Origin of the sequence: Simplicispira sp. 125, assembly GCF_003096555.1 — a bacterium.
In the GTDB taxonomy this organism is placed as follows: Bacteria; Pseudomonadota; Gammaproteobacteria; order Burkholderiales; family Burkholderiaceae_C; genus Simplicispira.
The window spans coordinates 1,808,878-1,822,319 of record NZ_QEKM01000001.1 but is presented as its reverse complement, the minus strand read 5'-3'; the positions used below and the strand labels follow the sequence as shown (position 1 = coordinate 1,822,319).

Sequence of the window (13,442 nt, the reverse complement as noted above, 5' to 3'; positions counted from 1 at the left end):
TGCAGTGGTACCACTGTCACTCCTTCCCGTGCGAACTCCGATGCCAAGTGAGGCATTTCAGGGTGCACAAACATGGTTTCCCCGCCGGTGTAGGTGAACGGGTAGTTGGTGGTGAAAAATACCAGGTGGCGAGCGATGCTCATTGGATGTGCGTATGTTGTAAGTGGACTGTTATGTCAGCGTTGTCGCTTGAATGCGTCCCGCCTGGCGGGCAGAGCGCCACCAGGTGAGCCCTTCGGTCAGTAACAAGGCGACACTGACGGCAACCAACGCGGGCACGAACCTGAGGGCCAACACCGTCGCCAGCAATGCCAGCAGCAATCGCGAAGTCGCCTGCAGACTTAATTCGAAATATTCGCTGCGTGCAAGCAGCACGGTACTGTGCAGACGGGCCGCCACCGCGGCGGCGCCTGCCAGGCTCATCAACCCGATGGCGGGCCACAGCGCATTGGGTTGCAGTGCCACTCCGACAAGCATTGACAGTACAAGGATGGTGCTGAGGGACCACAGTGCCTGGCAGCTGCGCGTGGATAACGCCGTTGCATCCAGCCCAGTCGAGGCCCTATGGCCGGCAATCCTATGGAACAAGAGGGGGGCAACGTAGCCAGCGAGTACAGTGAACACTTGGTAAATTTGCAGTCCCAAGGAGGTTTCTCCGAGTGCGCGCTGTGTTTGGCCGAACTGCGCCACAATGCTGAGCAGTCCTGCGGGCAATGCTCCACCGAGTGCAGCCTGCATCCATATTTGCAGGCTTGAGAACCACAATTCGCGACGAAGCATCGGAGTTGAGGCGGCCGGCAAATTTTTACCTGTTGCTGTGCGTGGGGATATGGTTTCCAGGGCGTTACCTGTATGGATACCTGCCGTTGCCCGAGCTCTGCGTACCGTTTGCGCAACCAGTAAGAGACTTGTCGTACCGGCGATGCATGCCGTGCCGAGCAGTAGCCATGCGTAGTGTGGGCCGCCGAGCAAAACGGCGGCAAGCAGCACGAGCGCCGGCATTGCGGTAATGACCCCGAATACTTCCTCGCCTCGCTCGCGCAATAACCAGGAGCGTGCGAGGAGGTGCGCAATCGCGAAAGGCAGGGATGCCAAAACCAAGGCCGACGTCTGTTGACCAAGCGCAGCTGCAACCGCGGCCGTGGGCAGACACAGGATTGCAGCCACCGTGAGAATGCGGTGTATCCATGGCAGCACTTGGTGGGCGCTGATGCCGCACCGGTACATCAAGTGCAGCAGGCCATGCGGCAAGCCCAATGCAGCTATCGCTGCTGCGGCGTCGAACCAGCTTTTGGCTAAGCCGAATTCACCCTGCGCTTCAAGACCCTGGTTCCAGGAAATCCACAAGGCAGTACCCAGCGTAGCTGCCGAGCCTAGCATTTGCCAGCCTACCGAGCGCAGTACCGCAGAGATGCGTAGGCGCCGGAGAAAGTGAACCAAGCTCATAGGATTTTTTGTCGGTGCTCGTACTCCACACCACGGGTCCTCTTTGCGAAGGGAATGCTGTGGAGAGCGGGGTTCTCCGTCTTCATAGCCTTATGCCTGCGATTCCTCTTAGATTCTGCACAATGTTGGCGACCTGCCCATCGCTCAGATAGGAATGCATTGGTAGGCTCAGTACACGCTGTGCCACTGTATTTCCAACCGGAAGCAGGGCTGCGGCGTCGGCCACCGCAGGCTGCTTGTTAAGTGGAATAGGGTAGTGCACGGCGGTGGGTATGCCGGCGGCCTTGAGGCGTTCTTGCACTTGTTCGCGCGCTGGAACCTGAATGGTGTATTGCGCCCACGCACTCTGGTTGTACGGCGCGATGTCAGGCGTGGTGCTGATACCCGCTTCGTTGAGCAGGTGGGTGTAGCGCGCGGCCACTTGCTGGCGCAATGCCATCTCTTCATCAAATATCCGCAGCTTGACCAGCAAGATAGCCGCCTGCAAGGTGTCCAGGCGGCTGTTCACACCCACACGAACATGGTGGTAGCGGCGGTCCTGACCGTGGCGGGCAATCTGGCGCAGCACCTTGGCCAGTGCATCGTCGTTGGTGAAGAGGGCGCCGCCATCCCCATAGCAGCCCAGCGGCTTGCTCGGAAAAAAACTGGTGCATGCAATGCCTGTGAGATTGCAGCTTTTTCGCCCCTTGTAGATGGCGCCAAAGCTTTGTGCTGCATCTTCAATTACCGGGATGCCGTGCCGCGCTGCAATGGCATTGATGGCATCAAAGTCGGCGCACTGACCATACAGGCTCACGGGGATGATGGCACGGGTTGCCGGTGTGATGGCGGCTTCGAGTAACTCAGGATCTAGGTTATAGGTGCGTGGATCGATATCCACATACACCGGCCTGGCCCCCAGCAGGGCAGCGGTTTCCGCAGTGGCAATGTAGTTGAAACCGGGGGTAATGACTTCATCGCCAGGACCTATGCCCAGCGCCATCTGGGCAATTTGCAGGGCGTCTGTGCCGTTGGCCACGGTGATGCAGTAGCGGGCGCCGGTGTAAGTGGCCAGTTTTTCTTCCAGCTCGTACACCTCGGGGCCAAGAATGTATTGGCCATGCTGCAGCACGCCAGCAATGGCGGCATCGATTTGGTTCTTGATGCGGGCTTGCTGGGCTTTGAGGTCAATGAATTCGATCATGGCTTTATGCAGGCAGCCTGGCGACGGATGTTCCGCTTAGGATGTAGCGGGCACCAGTGTGTGGACAGGTGGTTTCGGCTCGACCTTGCAGCGGCAGGGCAAGCTGTTCGCCGTATGCACTCATCCAGCCGATTTGCCGGGCGGGTACTCCCACGACAAGTGCGAAGTCTGGCACGGCTTTGTTGACCACGGCTCCAGCGCCGACAAAGGCGTACGCGCCAATGGTTGTGCCGCAGACGATGGTGCAGTTGGCACCCAGAGTGGCACCTTTTTGAACCAAGGTGTTTCGGTATTCGTCCTTGCGATCGATGAGTGCGCGCGGGTTGTTGACATTGGTGAACACCATGCTGGGCCCGCAAAAAACGCCTTCTTCGAGCGTGACGTTGTCGTAGATGCTGACGTTATTCTGGATTTTGCAGTGATCACCAATCACCACCTTGTTGCCCACAAAGACGTTTTGCCCGAGCGAGACGCCTTGGCCGATGCGCGCGCCCCCACAAACATGGACCCAGTGCCAGATGCGCGAACCCTCGCCGATGTGCGCGCCGTCATCGATGATGGCACTAGGGTGGATGGTGATGCTCATGGTTGCGGGCCACGCCGGGTGAGTTGGTCCACAAAAGGATGTACCTCGCCCAGCGAGCCCGTTTGCGGCGTGGCGCTGCGAATAGCGTGGACGGTTTCGATGCAGTGGCGCGCATCGTCCAGGCCATAGCCGTGGCCTGCCAGGATTTTCTGGTAGCTGGCGGTGTGCAGGTCAGTGAAGCCATCAGAAAACTCCAACGGATCGCCACTGACATCGATACTGCGGTAGGTGGTTTTTTGGCCCTGCACGGGGGCTGGCAGGTCATGGGCGTCGATGGATAGAAACCAGCGCACGCGGGCACGTTCGTATTCCAAGTAACCGCCCGCTTTGTCTGCCTGGCTGTAGTGCAGCACATTGCGCTGGAGGGCGCCAAAAATGAAGTGCAGCATGTCAAAAAAGTGCACGCCAATGTTGGTGGACACACCGAATGATTTGCGTGGGTCACCCTTCCAGCTGGCGGCATACCATTTGCCGCGCGAGGTGATGTAGGTAAGTTCTACGTCGAACTTGGTGTCTTGCGGCGCGTTGGCGACCTTGTTACGCAACTGCACGATGGCATCGTGGTGGCGCAGTTGCAGGATGTTGTAAACGCGCTGGCCCGTTTCTTTTTCTACTCTGGCCAGTTCGTCGATGAGGTCGGGTGTGGGTACCAGGGGTTTTTCACAAATCACGTCACAGCCCAGGCGAAGACCGGCGGCAATGTGCGCGTGGTGCAGATGATTGGGCGAGCACACCGCCACGTAGTCCAATGCATGGGCCGGAATGCGTTTGAGTGTCTGCGCAAACTCATAAAAACACTCAAAGTTGGTGAAAAAGTCTGCTTCAGGTGCAAGGCTGTCAATGATGCCCACGGAGTCATTGATGTCGTAGGCTGCGGCCAAACGGTTGCCGGTGTCTTTTATGGCGCGCATATGGCGAGGGGCGATGTAGCCAGCGGCGCCAATCAGTGCAAAATTTTTCATGGACTCAGAGTCTGTAAACGGTGAAGCCTGCTTTGGTCAGTTCGTCGCGGTCATACAGTGACTTGATGTCTGTTAACACAGGGCTGGCATGGCGACAGTAAGAGCGCAGTTGCGTGGCGCTCAAGGCCCGATAGCTATAGTGTCCGACCGCTACTACCAGGGCGTCCACGAGATGGAATTCATCCACTGTGCCAAGCGTCAGGCCATATTCGTGCTCCACCTCTTCTGCATTGGCAATGGGGTCGGTAACAACCACATCCATGCCCCACGCCTGTAGTTCGCGCACCAGATCGACCACTTTACTGTTTCGGATATCGGGGCAGTTTTCTTTGAATGTGATGCCCAAAACGCCAACTTTACAGCGCGGCGCATCCATGCCTGTGCGTAACATCATTTTGACTGTGTTGCGTGCTGCGTAGCCAGCCATGTTGTCATTGATACGACGACCTGCCAAAATGATTTGAGGGTGGTACCCAACTTGCTCGGCCTTGTAGGTTAGGTAGTAAGGGTCCACGCCGATGCAGTGTCCACCGACCAAACCGGGACGGAAGGGGACGAAGTTCCATTTGCTGCCAGCAGCTTCCAGTACATCCAGCGTGTCGATGTTCAGGCGATCGAACAATACTGAAAGCTCATTCATTAGCGCGATATTCAGGTCGCGCTGTGTGTTCTCAATAACTTTTGCGGCCTCTGCCACCTTGATGCTGGGTGCCTTGTAAGTGCCTGCTGTGATGATGCGGCTGTAAAGCTTGTCAACTGCTTCAGCGGCTTCCGGTGTGCTGCCGCTGGTGATTTTTCGAATACGCGTGAGTGTGTTGACCTTGTCGCCAGGGTTGACGCGTTCCGGGCTGTAACCACAAAAGAAGTCATGGTTGAAATGCAGCCCTGAAGATTTTTCCAACACTGGAACGCAGATTTCTTCGGTTACGCCTGGGTAGACGGTAGATTCATAAATTACCAAGGCTTTTTTACTCATGGCGTGTCCAACTGTCTGGCTGGCCAAGATGAGCAGTGACAAGTCCGGGCGGTTGGCTGAATCCACGGGAGTAGGTACCGTGATGATGAATACGGTGCAATCCTGCAAATCCGTTGGATTGCTGCTGTATCGTAAAAACGTAGCTGATCGCAACTGCTCTGCAGATGTTTCATGCGTGCGATCGTGCCCTGACTGAAGTTCGTCAATGCGTTGCGGCAGGATGTCATAACCAATGACAGGGAGTTGTTTTCCAAACTCCACAGCCAACGGAAGGCCTACGTAACCAAGACCGATAATGCCAATTTTTAGAGGTGTAGTGGGCTGGAACAGCATGGACTGGTCTAGGTTTTTGGTTGATAGCCGGGCACAAGTTGAGTGAGCAAATGCTTCATGGCTATGTCATCGCCGCTGCGCGCGGCATCGTGCAAGGATTGCAGCAGCACGTGTAAATCGGGCCACGAACGGTATTCCTCACGCGCCCGCAGAATGCGCGGGTGCGCCGTGGGTATGGGGTGGTCGCTGATCAGCAATTCTTCATACAGTTTTTCACCGGGGCGCAGGCCGGTGAATTCGATGGCGATGTCGCCGCCGGGGTGTTGCGCGTCGCGCACCGTCAGACCCGACAGCGCCACCATGCGCCGGGCCAGATCGACGATGCGGATGGGCTCGCCCATGTCGAGCAGGAACAGATCACCACCCTCGGCCATGGTGCCGGCCTGCAGTACCAATTGTGCGGCTTCGGGGATTGTCATGAAGTAGCGTGTGACGTCGGGGTGCGTGACCGTGACCGGGCCGCCTGCGGCGATCTGGCGGCGGAACAGGGGGATTACGCTACCGCTCGATCCCAGCACGTTGCCGAAACGCACCATGGAAAAACGGGTCGTGCAGTGCCATGGCGCCGCGGCGGTGGCGTCAAAGGGGGCGTGGCTGGATGCCGCGATGGCCTGCAGGATCATTTCGGCCACACGCTTGCTGGCACCCATGATGTTGGTGGGCCTTACCGCCTTGTCTGTGGATACCAGAACAAAATGCTGCGCTCCATGTTCCAGGGCCATGTGCACCATGTTCAGCGTGCCGAACACGTTGTTCAAAATGCCCTCGCCCGCGTTGGCCTCGACCATGGGGACATGCTTGTAGGCGGCCGCATGGTAGATCGAGCCCGGGCGGTAGGCCCGGCAGATGTCGGCCATGCGGTGCGCGTCGCCCACGCTGGCCAGCAGGGGGAACAGTGTGCAGCTGTGGGCACCTTGTTCGCACAGCGCTTGCAGCTCGTGGTGGATGCGATAGAGCGCAAATTCACTGTGATCGACCAGCAGCAGCCGGGCAGGCCCTTCTTGCACGATCTGGCGGCACAGCTCGCTGCCAATGCTCCCGCCTGCGCCGGTCACCATGACAACCTGTCCCGCAAGGTTGCGACCGAGCAAGCCCGGCATTGGAGCCACGGGCTCCCGGCCCACCAGGTCCTCGATGTCCAGGTCCTGGAAGTCAGCCACCGTGACACGCCCGCTGGCCAGATCGGACAGGCCAGGCAGGGTGCGGATGCGCACGGGCAGGTCATGCAGATTTTCGATGATCTCGCGCCTGCGCTGGCGGCTTGAACTAGGAATGGCCAACAGCACATCCGTCACCCCCAATTGCTGTACGACTTCAGGCAAGGACTGCGGGGCGTAGACGCGTACACCGTTGATGCTGCTGCCTATTTTGGTAGTGTCGTCATCCACAAATCCTTGCAGCAGATACTGGTGCATGCCGCCCAGGCCCGCCGCCGTTTGTGCGCCTGCACTGCCCGCACCGTAGATCAGCAACCGCTGCGAAGCTGTGCCAGGGCGCCCGGCCAGCCACAGCCAGCCCAGTGCACGGCTGGCGCCCACCAGTAGCAGGAACATCAGCGGCTGAAGGGCTCCCACGCTGCGGGGAACCCCCTCCCACTGGGCGATCAAAAGGATGCTCATCAGCAGCACGCCATACAGCGCCACGGCCCTTCCGGTGGTGATGAGGGCGTGGATGCCGGTATAGCGAAAAATGGCGCGGTACAGCCCCAGGTTGACGAAGATCGGAAAAGCCAACATCGGGCCCAGGGCGTACACCAGCCACTGCATTCCTTCGGGCTGGTGCAGGGTTTCGAGGCGCAGGGAGAAGGCCAGCCACATGGCCAGCAGGCCCATGACGGCGTCCATCGCCACGACGAACAGACGTTTGGCGGCGCGCGGCCATTCCAGAATGTGGTTCAGCAGGGTACGTTGCAGCGGCATCGGTGTGTCACAGCGGGGCAATGCCGGTACGTTCCAGCACGTCGCCCACCAGTTCAAGCCGTACGAACGGGTTGTCGAGTTGCATCAACTGCTGTTTTAGTTCCAGCGGAACGGGCAGCAATTCACACCAGCGGTTGGCGACCCATCCGCAGTCGTTTAACTGCGCTGGCGTCGGCATGATGGCGGCCGGGCTCGCCGGGTCACGTTCGCGCAGCGAGGCCAGCACCTGTTCCAGCGCGCGCGCGGTTGCGGCAAGGTGTTCGGGCACGGAGATTGGCCGGTCTGCAGGCAGCATTTCCACATCGGCCACCCAAAGACCATGGGGTAGCAGATGGCTGTGGATGATGCGAAAACGCTGGCCGCCCCGGCATTGCAGCTGGATCAGCCCGGGTTGCGGGCTGTGCAATTGGTCGATGGTGGCCAGGGTGCCCACATCGTGCAGTTGCTCTACTGGGGCCCCCGCGCGGCGCACTTCCTGCCCACTGCGCAGGCTGACAACGCCAAAGGGTGCGCCAGCGTGGTGGCATTTGCGCACCATGTCGAGGTAACGCACTTCAAAAACGCGCAAGGCCAGCACGCCCCCCGGGAACAGCAGGGAGGCAAGCGGAAACAGTGGCAGGCTGGTCAGAGTGAGGGGCTGCGACATGGAAGAGTGCGGGAGTCGGTAAGGCTATCATCCCATGCCACAGTGCGACCAAGGATGTATCCGTTCAATGCTCTACCAGATTGTTTCTTTTTTGCTGGATGTCGTGGCTGGGCTGCTGTGTGGAGCCTGTCTGCTGCGCATTTACATGCAGTGGCAGCGCGTGCCTTTTGGCAACCCCGTCGGGCGGCTGGTTTTTGCTTTCAGCGACTGGATGGTGTTGCCGCTGCGCCGCGTGCTGCCTCCGGCCGGGCGCTGGGACTGGGCCAGCCTGCTGGCCGCGCTGCTGGTGGAACTGGCGCAGTACGGCGTGCTGTGGGTGTTGCTGGGCGCAGGAGCCGGGTTGCAGTGGCTGCCCTGGCTGGCGTTGTTTGGCGTGGTGCGGGTGGCCATCACGGGGCTGATCGGTCTGATGATTGTTTATGCCGTGTTGTCCTGGGTGCAAACGCGGTCGCCTGCTTCAGAGGTGATTGCCCGTTTGTGCGAGCCGCTTCTGCGGCCCCTGCGGCGCATCATTCCGCTGGTCGGCGGGATCGACCTGTCGCCCCTGGTGTTGCTGGTGTTGCTGCAGGTGGCAATGATGGTGCTCGGAAACCTGCAGGCCAGCGTGCTGCGCTGAAAATAGCATAAAAATAGCTGCTAACGCTCATGGATAAAGCGCAAGCAGCTATTCATAAGATAGCGCATCCTTGTGCTTATGCCACGGCATCGGCCGGCAGGCGCTGCAGCATGGCCAGGCTGTTGGCCACCGTGGTGCGCAGTTCTCGGCGATCGCAGATCAGGTCCACGGCACCTTTTTGCATCAGGAACTCGGCGCGCTGGAAGCCCTCGGGCAGGGTCACGCGCACGGTCGATTCGATCACGCGCGGGCCGGCAAAGCCAATCAGCGCCTTGGGCTCGGCGATCACGATGTCGCCCAGAAAGGCAAAGCCAGCGCTCACGCCGCCCATGGTGGGGTCTGTCAGCACGCTGATGTAGGGCAGGCCCTTCTTGGCCAGGCGCGTGAGGGCCGCATTGGTTTTGGCCATCTGCATCAGTGAGAGCAGGCCTTCCTGCATGCGCGCGCCGCCCGTGGCGGTGAAGCAGATGAAGGGCACCTTCTGCTCGATGGCGGTCTCGACGCCGCGCACAAAGCGCTCGCCAACCACACTGCCCATGGAGCCGCCCATGAAGTCGAACTCGAAGCAGGCGGCCACCACGTTGATGCTCTTGACGGCGCCGCCCATGACGATGAGCGCGTCCGTCTCGCCGGTGTTTTCCAGGGCCTCTTTCAGGCGCTCGGGGTACTTGCGGCTGTCCTTGAACTTGAGGGCGTCGACAGGGATGACTTCCTGGCCGATCTCGTAGCGACCTTCCGGGTCGAGGAAGGTGTCGAGCCGGGCGCGTGCGCCAATGCGGTGGTGGTGGCTGCAATTGGGGCAGACGCACTGGTTTTGCTCCAGGTCGGCCTTGTAGAGCACGGTTTCGCAGCTGGGGCATTTGACCCACAGGCCCTCGGGCATCTGGCGGCGCACCGTGGGGTCGGTTTGCTGGATCTTGGAGGGCAGGAGTTTTTCAAGCCAGGACATCTGTATTCCTCTGTATGAGTGGGCCAGTTACGGTGCGGCCTTGATAATGGCGCGGCCCAGATCAGGGCTCCCGCGCAAGGGCCGCCCCGCAGCGCTGGGAGCGTCCCCCTTCCCGCGCGAAGCGCGAGAGAAGGGGGAAGCGGCGAAGCCGCTCAGGGGGTTGCCCTCCATTATGCGTCGAGCGCCTTGCGCACTCCGCGCAAAAAGTCCATTGCCAGCGGTACAACTCGCTCATGGGGCTGGTCGTCCAGCAGCTGGATGATCCGGCTGCCAATGACGACGGCATCGGCCACCTTGCCGATGGCCTGGGCCGTGGCGGCATCGCGGATACCAAAACCCACGCCCACGGGGATGTGCACATGCTGGCGGATGAGTGGCAGCATGGCTTCGACGGCAGCGGTGTCGAGCGCACCCGAACCTGTCACGCCCTTGAGCGAGACGTAGTACACATAGCCGCTGGCGACGCGGGCCACTTCCTGCATGCGCTGCGCAGTCGAAGTTGGGGCAAGCAGGAAGATCAGGTCCATGCCGTGCGCGCGCAGTTTGGCGGCAAAGTCTGCGCATTCCTCGGGGGGGTAATCGACGATGAGCAGGCCATCCACGCCAGCGGCCGCCGCATCGCGCACAAAGGCGTCCGCGCCATGGATCTGGTCATAGCGCTCGACGGGGTTCGCGTAGCCCATCAGCACCACCGGGGTGCTCTTGTTGCGGTTGCGGAACTCTCGCACATGGCCCAGCACCTGGCGCAGGCCTACGCCCAGAGCCAAAGCCTTTTCGCCCGCCTTCTGAATCACTGGGCCATCGGCCATGGGGTCGGAGAAGGGGACGCCGAGTTCAATGATGTCGGCACCGGCCTCGACCATGCCGTGCATCAGCGCAGGTGTGATGTCGGCAAACGGAAAGCCTGCCGTGACGTAGGGAATCAACGCCTTGCGGCCCTTGGCTTGCAGGGCGGCGAAGGTGGTGGCGATGCGGTGGGGGGTGTCGCTCATGCTGCGGGCCCTCCCTTTACGGCATGACCGCGCATCGAGGGGCGGTCGTAGAAATCTTCGCCCGACAGGTCGGCCACGGTGCCAATGTCCTTGTCGCCCCGGCCCGAGAGGTTGACCAGGATGGACTGGTCGGGACGCATTTCCTTGGCCAGTTTCATGGCGTAGGCGACGGCGTGGCTGGATTCGAGGGCGGGAATGATGCCCTCGGTGCGGCACAGGTAGTGGAAGGCGTCGAGCGCCTCCTTGTCGGTGATACCCACATACTGTGCGCGGCCAATTTCCTGCAACCAAGCGTGTTCGGGTCCAACGCCGGGGTAGTCCAGGCCTGCGCTGATACTGTGCGTTTCGGTGATTTGGCCGTTTTCGTCCTGCAGGATGAAGGTGCGGTTACCGTGTAGCACGCCGCTGGAGCCGCGCTGCAGGCTGGCCGAATGTTTGCCGCTGTCCAGGCCTTCGCCTGCGGCTTCGACGCCAATCAGGCGCGTCTTCTCGAACGGAATGTAGGGGTGGAAGATGCCCATGGCATTGCTGCCACCGCCTACGCAGGCCACCACGGCGTCGGGTTGCGCTGAGGCGATTTTCTGGTCTGCGAGCATGGGGGGCATTTGTGTCAGGCACTCCTCGCCGATGACGCTCTGGAAGTCGCGCACCATCATCGGGTAGGGGTGGGGTCCTGCTACAGTGCCGATGATGTAGAAAGTGTCGTCCACGTTGGCCACCCAGTCGCGCATGGCTTCGTTGAGAGCGTCTTTCAGGGTCTTGCTGCCTGAGTCGACCGGCACCACGGTGGCGCCCAGCAGTTTCATGCGGAACACGTTGGGGCTTTGGCGCTTGACGTCCTCGCTGCCCATGTACACCACGCATTCCAGGCCGTAGCGCGCGCAGATGGTGGCCGTGGCCACGCCGTGCTGGCCCGCGCCAGTCTCGGCGATGATGCGCTTCTTGCCCATGCGGCGCGCCAGCATGGCCTGGCCGATCACGTTGTTGATCTTGTGCGCGCCGGTGTGGTTGAGGTCTTCGCGTTTGAGGTAGATCTGAGCACCGCCCATCTCGCGGCTGGTACGTGCGGCGTGGTACACGGGCGAAGGACGGCCGACGAAGTGCGCCAGTTCGTAGTTGAACTCGGCGATGAATTCCGGGTCGCCTTGGTAGCGGGCGTAAGCGCTTTGCAGTTCGCGCAGCGCGAAGGTCAGCGTCTCGCTGGCGAAGCTGCCGCCATAGGGGCCGAAATGGCCCGAGGAATCAGGTTGGTCGTACTGGTACATGGACATTCTTTGCAAATTGCTCGTCGGCCGTACGCACGGCGGCCACGAAGCGCTGGATCTTGCCGGCGTCCTTGATGCCTTTCACGGGGTTGCCGTCAGGGCCCTCAAGCTCCACGCCGGAGCTGACATCAACCGCCAGCGAAAAGCCTCGCGGGCGCACCTGCAAGATGCCATCGGTCACGTTTGCAGGCGTGAGTCCACCACTTAAAACGAGGTGAGAGGCGACGCTTGGAGGAAGAAGTGACCAATGGAATGCCTTGCCGCCACCGCCATAGCCTTCGACGTGGGCGTCGAGCAGGATGGCCTGGGCGCGGGAGTGAATATGGGCATATTCTACGAGGTCGAAGTCCAGAGCATTGTTCCCCAGGGGAATACGCGCAGCCCGCAGATAAGGGCGGGTGCCTTGGCCGCTGGCTTCCCAGCAGTCCTGGGCTGATTCATCACCATGAAATTGCAGTACAGCGCCCGTAACGCAAGCGCTTGCAGCTATGACATTAATAGTTGTTTCGTTGACGAACAAAAGCACGGGTGTCACAAAGGGCGGCAACCGCGATGCCAGTTGTGCCGCACGCTGGGGTGTCACCGCACGCGGACTGGGGGGGTAGAGGACAAAACCCACCGCATCGACCCCTGCGGCCACGGCGGCGTCCACATCCTGCTCGCGCGTCAGGCCGCACACCTTGATGCGGGTGCGGTGCTGGGAAAGGGGTGATGGCGTGGTGGTGGGCTGCGGACTGCTCATGGGAGCGCATCATACGCAGCCGTGCGTGTGGGCAGTCCCCAGTGCTCGTCGTAAACCGGTCCCAGAAAATACAGACCGTCCGGAGAGAACGTGGGTGCTGCCACCTTGCGTGAACGCGCAGCCAGCACTTGTGCAACCCATTGCGGAGGTTGCGCACCCTGACCCACGGCGACCAAGCAACCCATGATGTTGCGGATCATGTGGTGCAGGAAGGCATTGGCTTCGAATTCAAAGCGCCAGTAGCAGGGGCTCCAGTCCTCTCCCGGCTCCGGGTGGGCGGGGCCCGTGCGGGTAATGTCGATGCGCCGCAGCGTTTTGATGGGTGACAGTGCTTGGCAGGCCGAGGCGCGGAACGAGGTGAAGTCATGCTCACCCAGCAGGTACGCGGCCGCGGCACGCATGGCCTCGCCATCGAGCGGGCGGAACACCCAGCCCACACGCCCGGTTTCGACGCTGGGGCGCACCGGGGACTGGAGCAGTACATAGGCATAGCGCCGCGCTGTGGCGCTGGCACGGGCGTGGAAGGCGTCGGGCACGCACCGCGCCCATTGCACGGCGATGTCGGAGGGGAGAAAAGCGTTGGTACCGCGCACCCAGGACGCGGGCGTGCGATCTACTGGGGCATTGAAGTGCACTACCTGCATGAGGCCATGAACGCCCGAGTCGGTGCGGCCCGCGCACAAGGTGCTGACAGGTACCGTAGCAAAACGGCCCAGGGCGGCTTCAAGCCGGTCCTGGACCGTGTTTCCCGAGAGCTGGCTTTGCCAGCCGAAATAGCCGTGGCCGTTGTAGCTGACGCCCAGCGCGATTCTCATGCGCAGGGCGTG

The 13,442-nt window shown here is 60.9% G+C and carries 13 protein-coding genes; 1 reads left to right on the top strand and 12 read right to left on the bottom strand.

The window, feature by feature from the left end; all coding sequences use genetic code 11:
- Positions 1 to 171: 171 nt before the first annotated feature.
- The 7 genes from C8D04_RS08425 to C8D04_RS08395 all read right to left on the bottom strand — a co-directional run bounded on the left by C8D04_RS08425 (position 172) and on the right by C8D04_RS08395 (position 8,051).
- Positions 172 to 1,446: a hypothetical protein gene (locus tag C8D04_RS08425; protein WP_133243615.1), complete on the bottom strand. Its 1,275-nt coding sequence runs from the start codon at positions 1,444 to 1,446 to the stop codon at positions 172 to 174.
- Positions 1,447 to 1,528: 82 nt separating this feature from the next.
- Entirely contained in the window at positions 1,529 to 2,629 is a 1,101-nt protein-coding gene (locus C8D04_RS08420) for a DegT/DnrJ/EryC1/StrS family aminotransferase (RefSeq protein ID WP_116004436.1), read from the bottom strand.
- Positions 2,630 to 2,633: 4 nt separating this feature from the next.
- A complete protein-coding gene (locus tag C8D04_RS08415; protein ID WP_116004435.1) occupies positions 2,634 to 3,215 on the bottom strand; it encodes an acyltransferase in 582 nt (193 codons plus the stop codon).
- Positions 3,212 to 4,177, bottom strand: coding sequence for a Gfo/Idh/MocA family oxidoreductase (locus tag C8D04_RS08410; RefSeq protein WP_116004434.1), 966 nt, complete (start codon positions 4,175 to 4,177; stop codon positions 3,212 to 3,214). The genes C8D04_RS08415 and C8D04_RS08410 overlap by 4 nt, the downstream gene beginning before the upstream one ends.
- Before the next feature lie 4 nt (positions 4,178 to 4,181).
- Complete coding sequence (locus C8D04_RS08405) at positions 4,182 to 5,486, bottom strand: nucleotide sugar dehydrogenase (RefSeq protein ID WP_116004433.1); 1,305 nt, start codon at positions 5,484 to 5,486, stop codon at positions 4,182 to 4,184.
- An 8-nt stretch (positions 5,487 to 5,494) separates the two neighbouring features.
- Positions 5,495 to 7,405 (bottom strand): nucleoside-diphosphate sugar epimerase/dehydratase, encoded by a 1,911-nt coding sequence (locus C8D04_RS08400; RefSeq protein ID WP_233521145.1) that lies wholly within the window; start codon positions 7,403 to 7,405, stop codon positions 5,495 to 5,497.
- 7 nt (positions 7,406 to 7,412) lie between these two features.
- A complete protein-coding gene (locus tag C8D04_RS08395; RefSeq protein WP_116004432.1) occupies positions 7,413 to 8,051 on the bottom strand; it encodes an LON peptidase substrate-binding domain-containing protein in 639 nt (212 codons plus the stop codon).
- Between the two features lie 67 nt (positions 8,052 to 8,118).
- Here C8D04_RS08395 and C8D04_RS08390 point away from each other — a divergent pair, with 67 nt between their 5' ends.
- Complete coding sequence (locus C8D04_RS08390; protein WP_116004431.1) at positions 8,119 to 8,667, top strand: YggT family protein; 549 nt, start codon at positions 8,119 to 8,121, stop codon at positions 8,665 to 8,667.
- 76 nt (positions 8,668 to 8,743) lie between these two features.
- On the opposite strand, the gene accD is transcribed toward C8D04_RS08390, so the two are convergent.
- The 5 genes from accD to truA all read right to left on the bottom strand — a co-directional run bounded on the left by accD (position 8,744) and on the right by truA (position 13,430).
- Complete coding sequence (gene accD / locus C8D04_RS08385) at positions 8,744 to 9,616, bottom strand: acetyl-CoA carboxylase, carboxyltransferase subunit beta (RefSeq protein WP_116004430.1); 873 nt, start codon at positions 9,614 to 9,616, stop codon at positions 8,744 to 8,746.
- Positions 9,617 to 9,786: 170 nt separating this feature from the next.
- On the bottom strand, positions 9,787 to 10,608 hold the full coding sequence (gene trpA, locus C8D04_RS08380) for a tryptophan synthase subunit alpha (protein WP_116004429.1): 822 nt from the start codon (positions 10,606 to 10,608) through the stop codon (positions 9,787 to 9,789).
- On the bottom strand, positions 10,605 to 11,873 hold the full coding sequence (gene trpB, locus C8D04_RS08375; protein WP_116004428.1) for a tryptophan synthase subunit beta: 1,269 nt from the start codon (positions 11,871 to 11,873) through the stop codon (positions 10,605 to 10,607). Before trpB ends, trpA begins: the two co-directional genes overlap by 4 nt.
- Positions 11,851 to 12,615 carry a phosphoribosylanthranilate isomerase gene (locus C8D04_RS08370; protein WP_116004427.1) on the bottom strand — a complete coding sequence of 255 codons (765 nt, stop codon included), beginning with the start codon at positions 12,613 to 12,615 and terminating at the stop codon, positions 11,851 to 11,853. The genes trpB and C8D04_RS08370 overlap by 23 nt, the downstream gene beginning before the upstream one ends.
- Positions 12,612 to 13,430 (bottom strand): tRNA pseudouridine(38-40) synthase TruA, encoded by an 819-nt coding sequence (gene truA / locus C8D04_RS08365; RefSeq protein WP_116004426.1) that lies wholly within the window; start codon positions 13,428 to 13,430, stop codon positions 12,612 to 12,614. The genes C8D04_RS08370 and truA overlap by 4 nt, the downstream gene beginning before the upstream one ends.
- Positions 13,431 to 13,442: the final 12 nt, after the last annotated feature.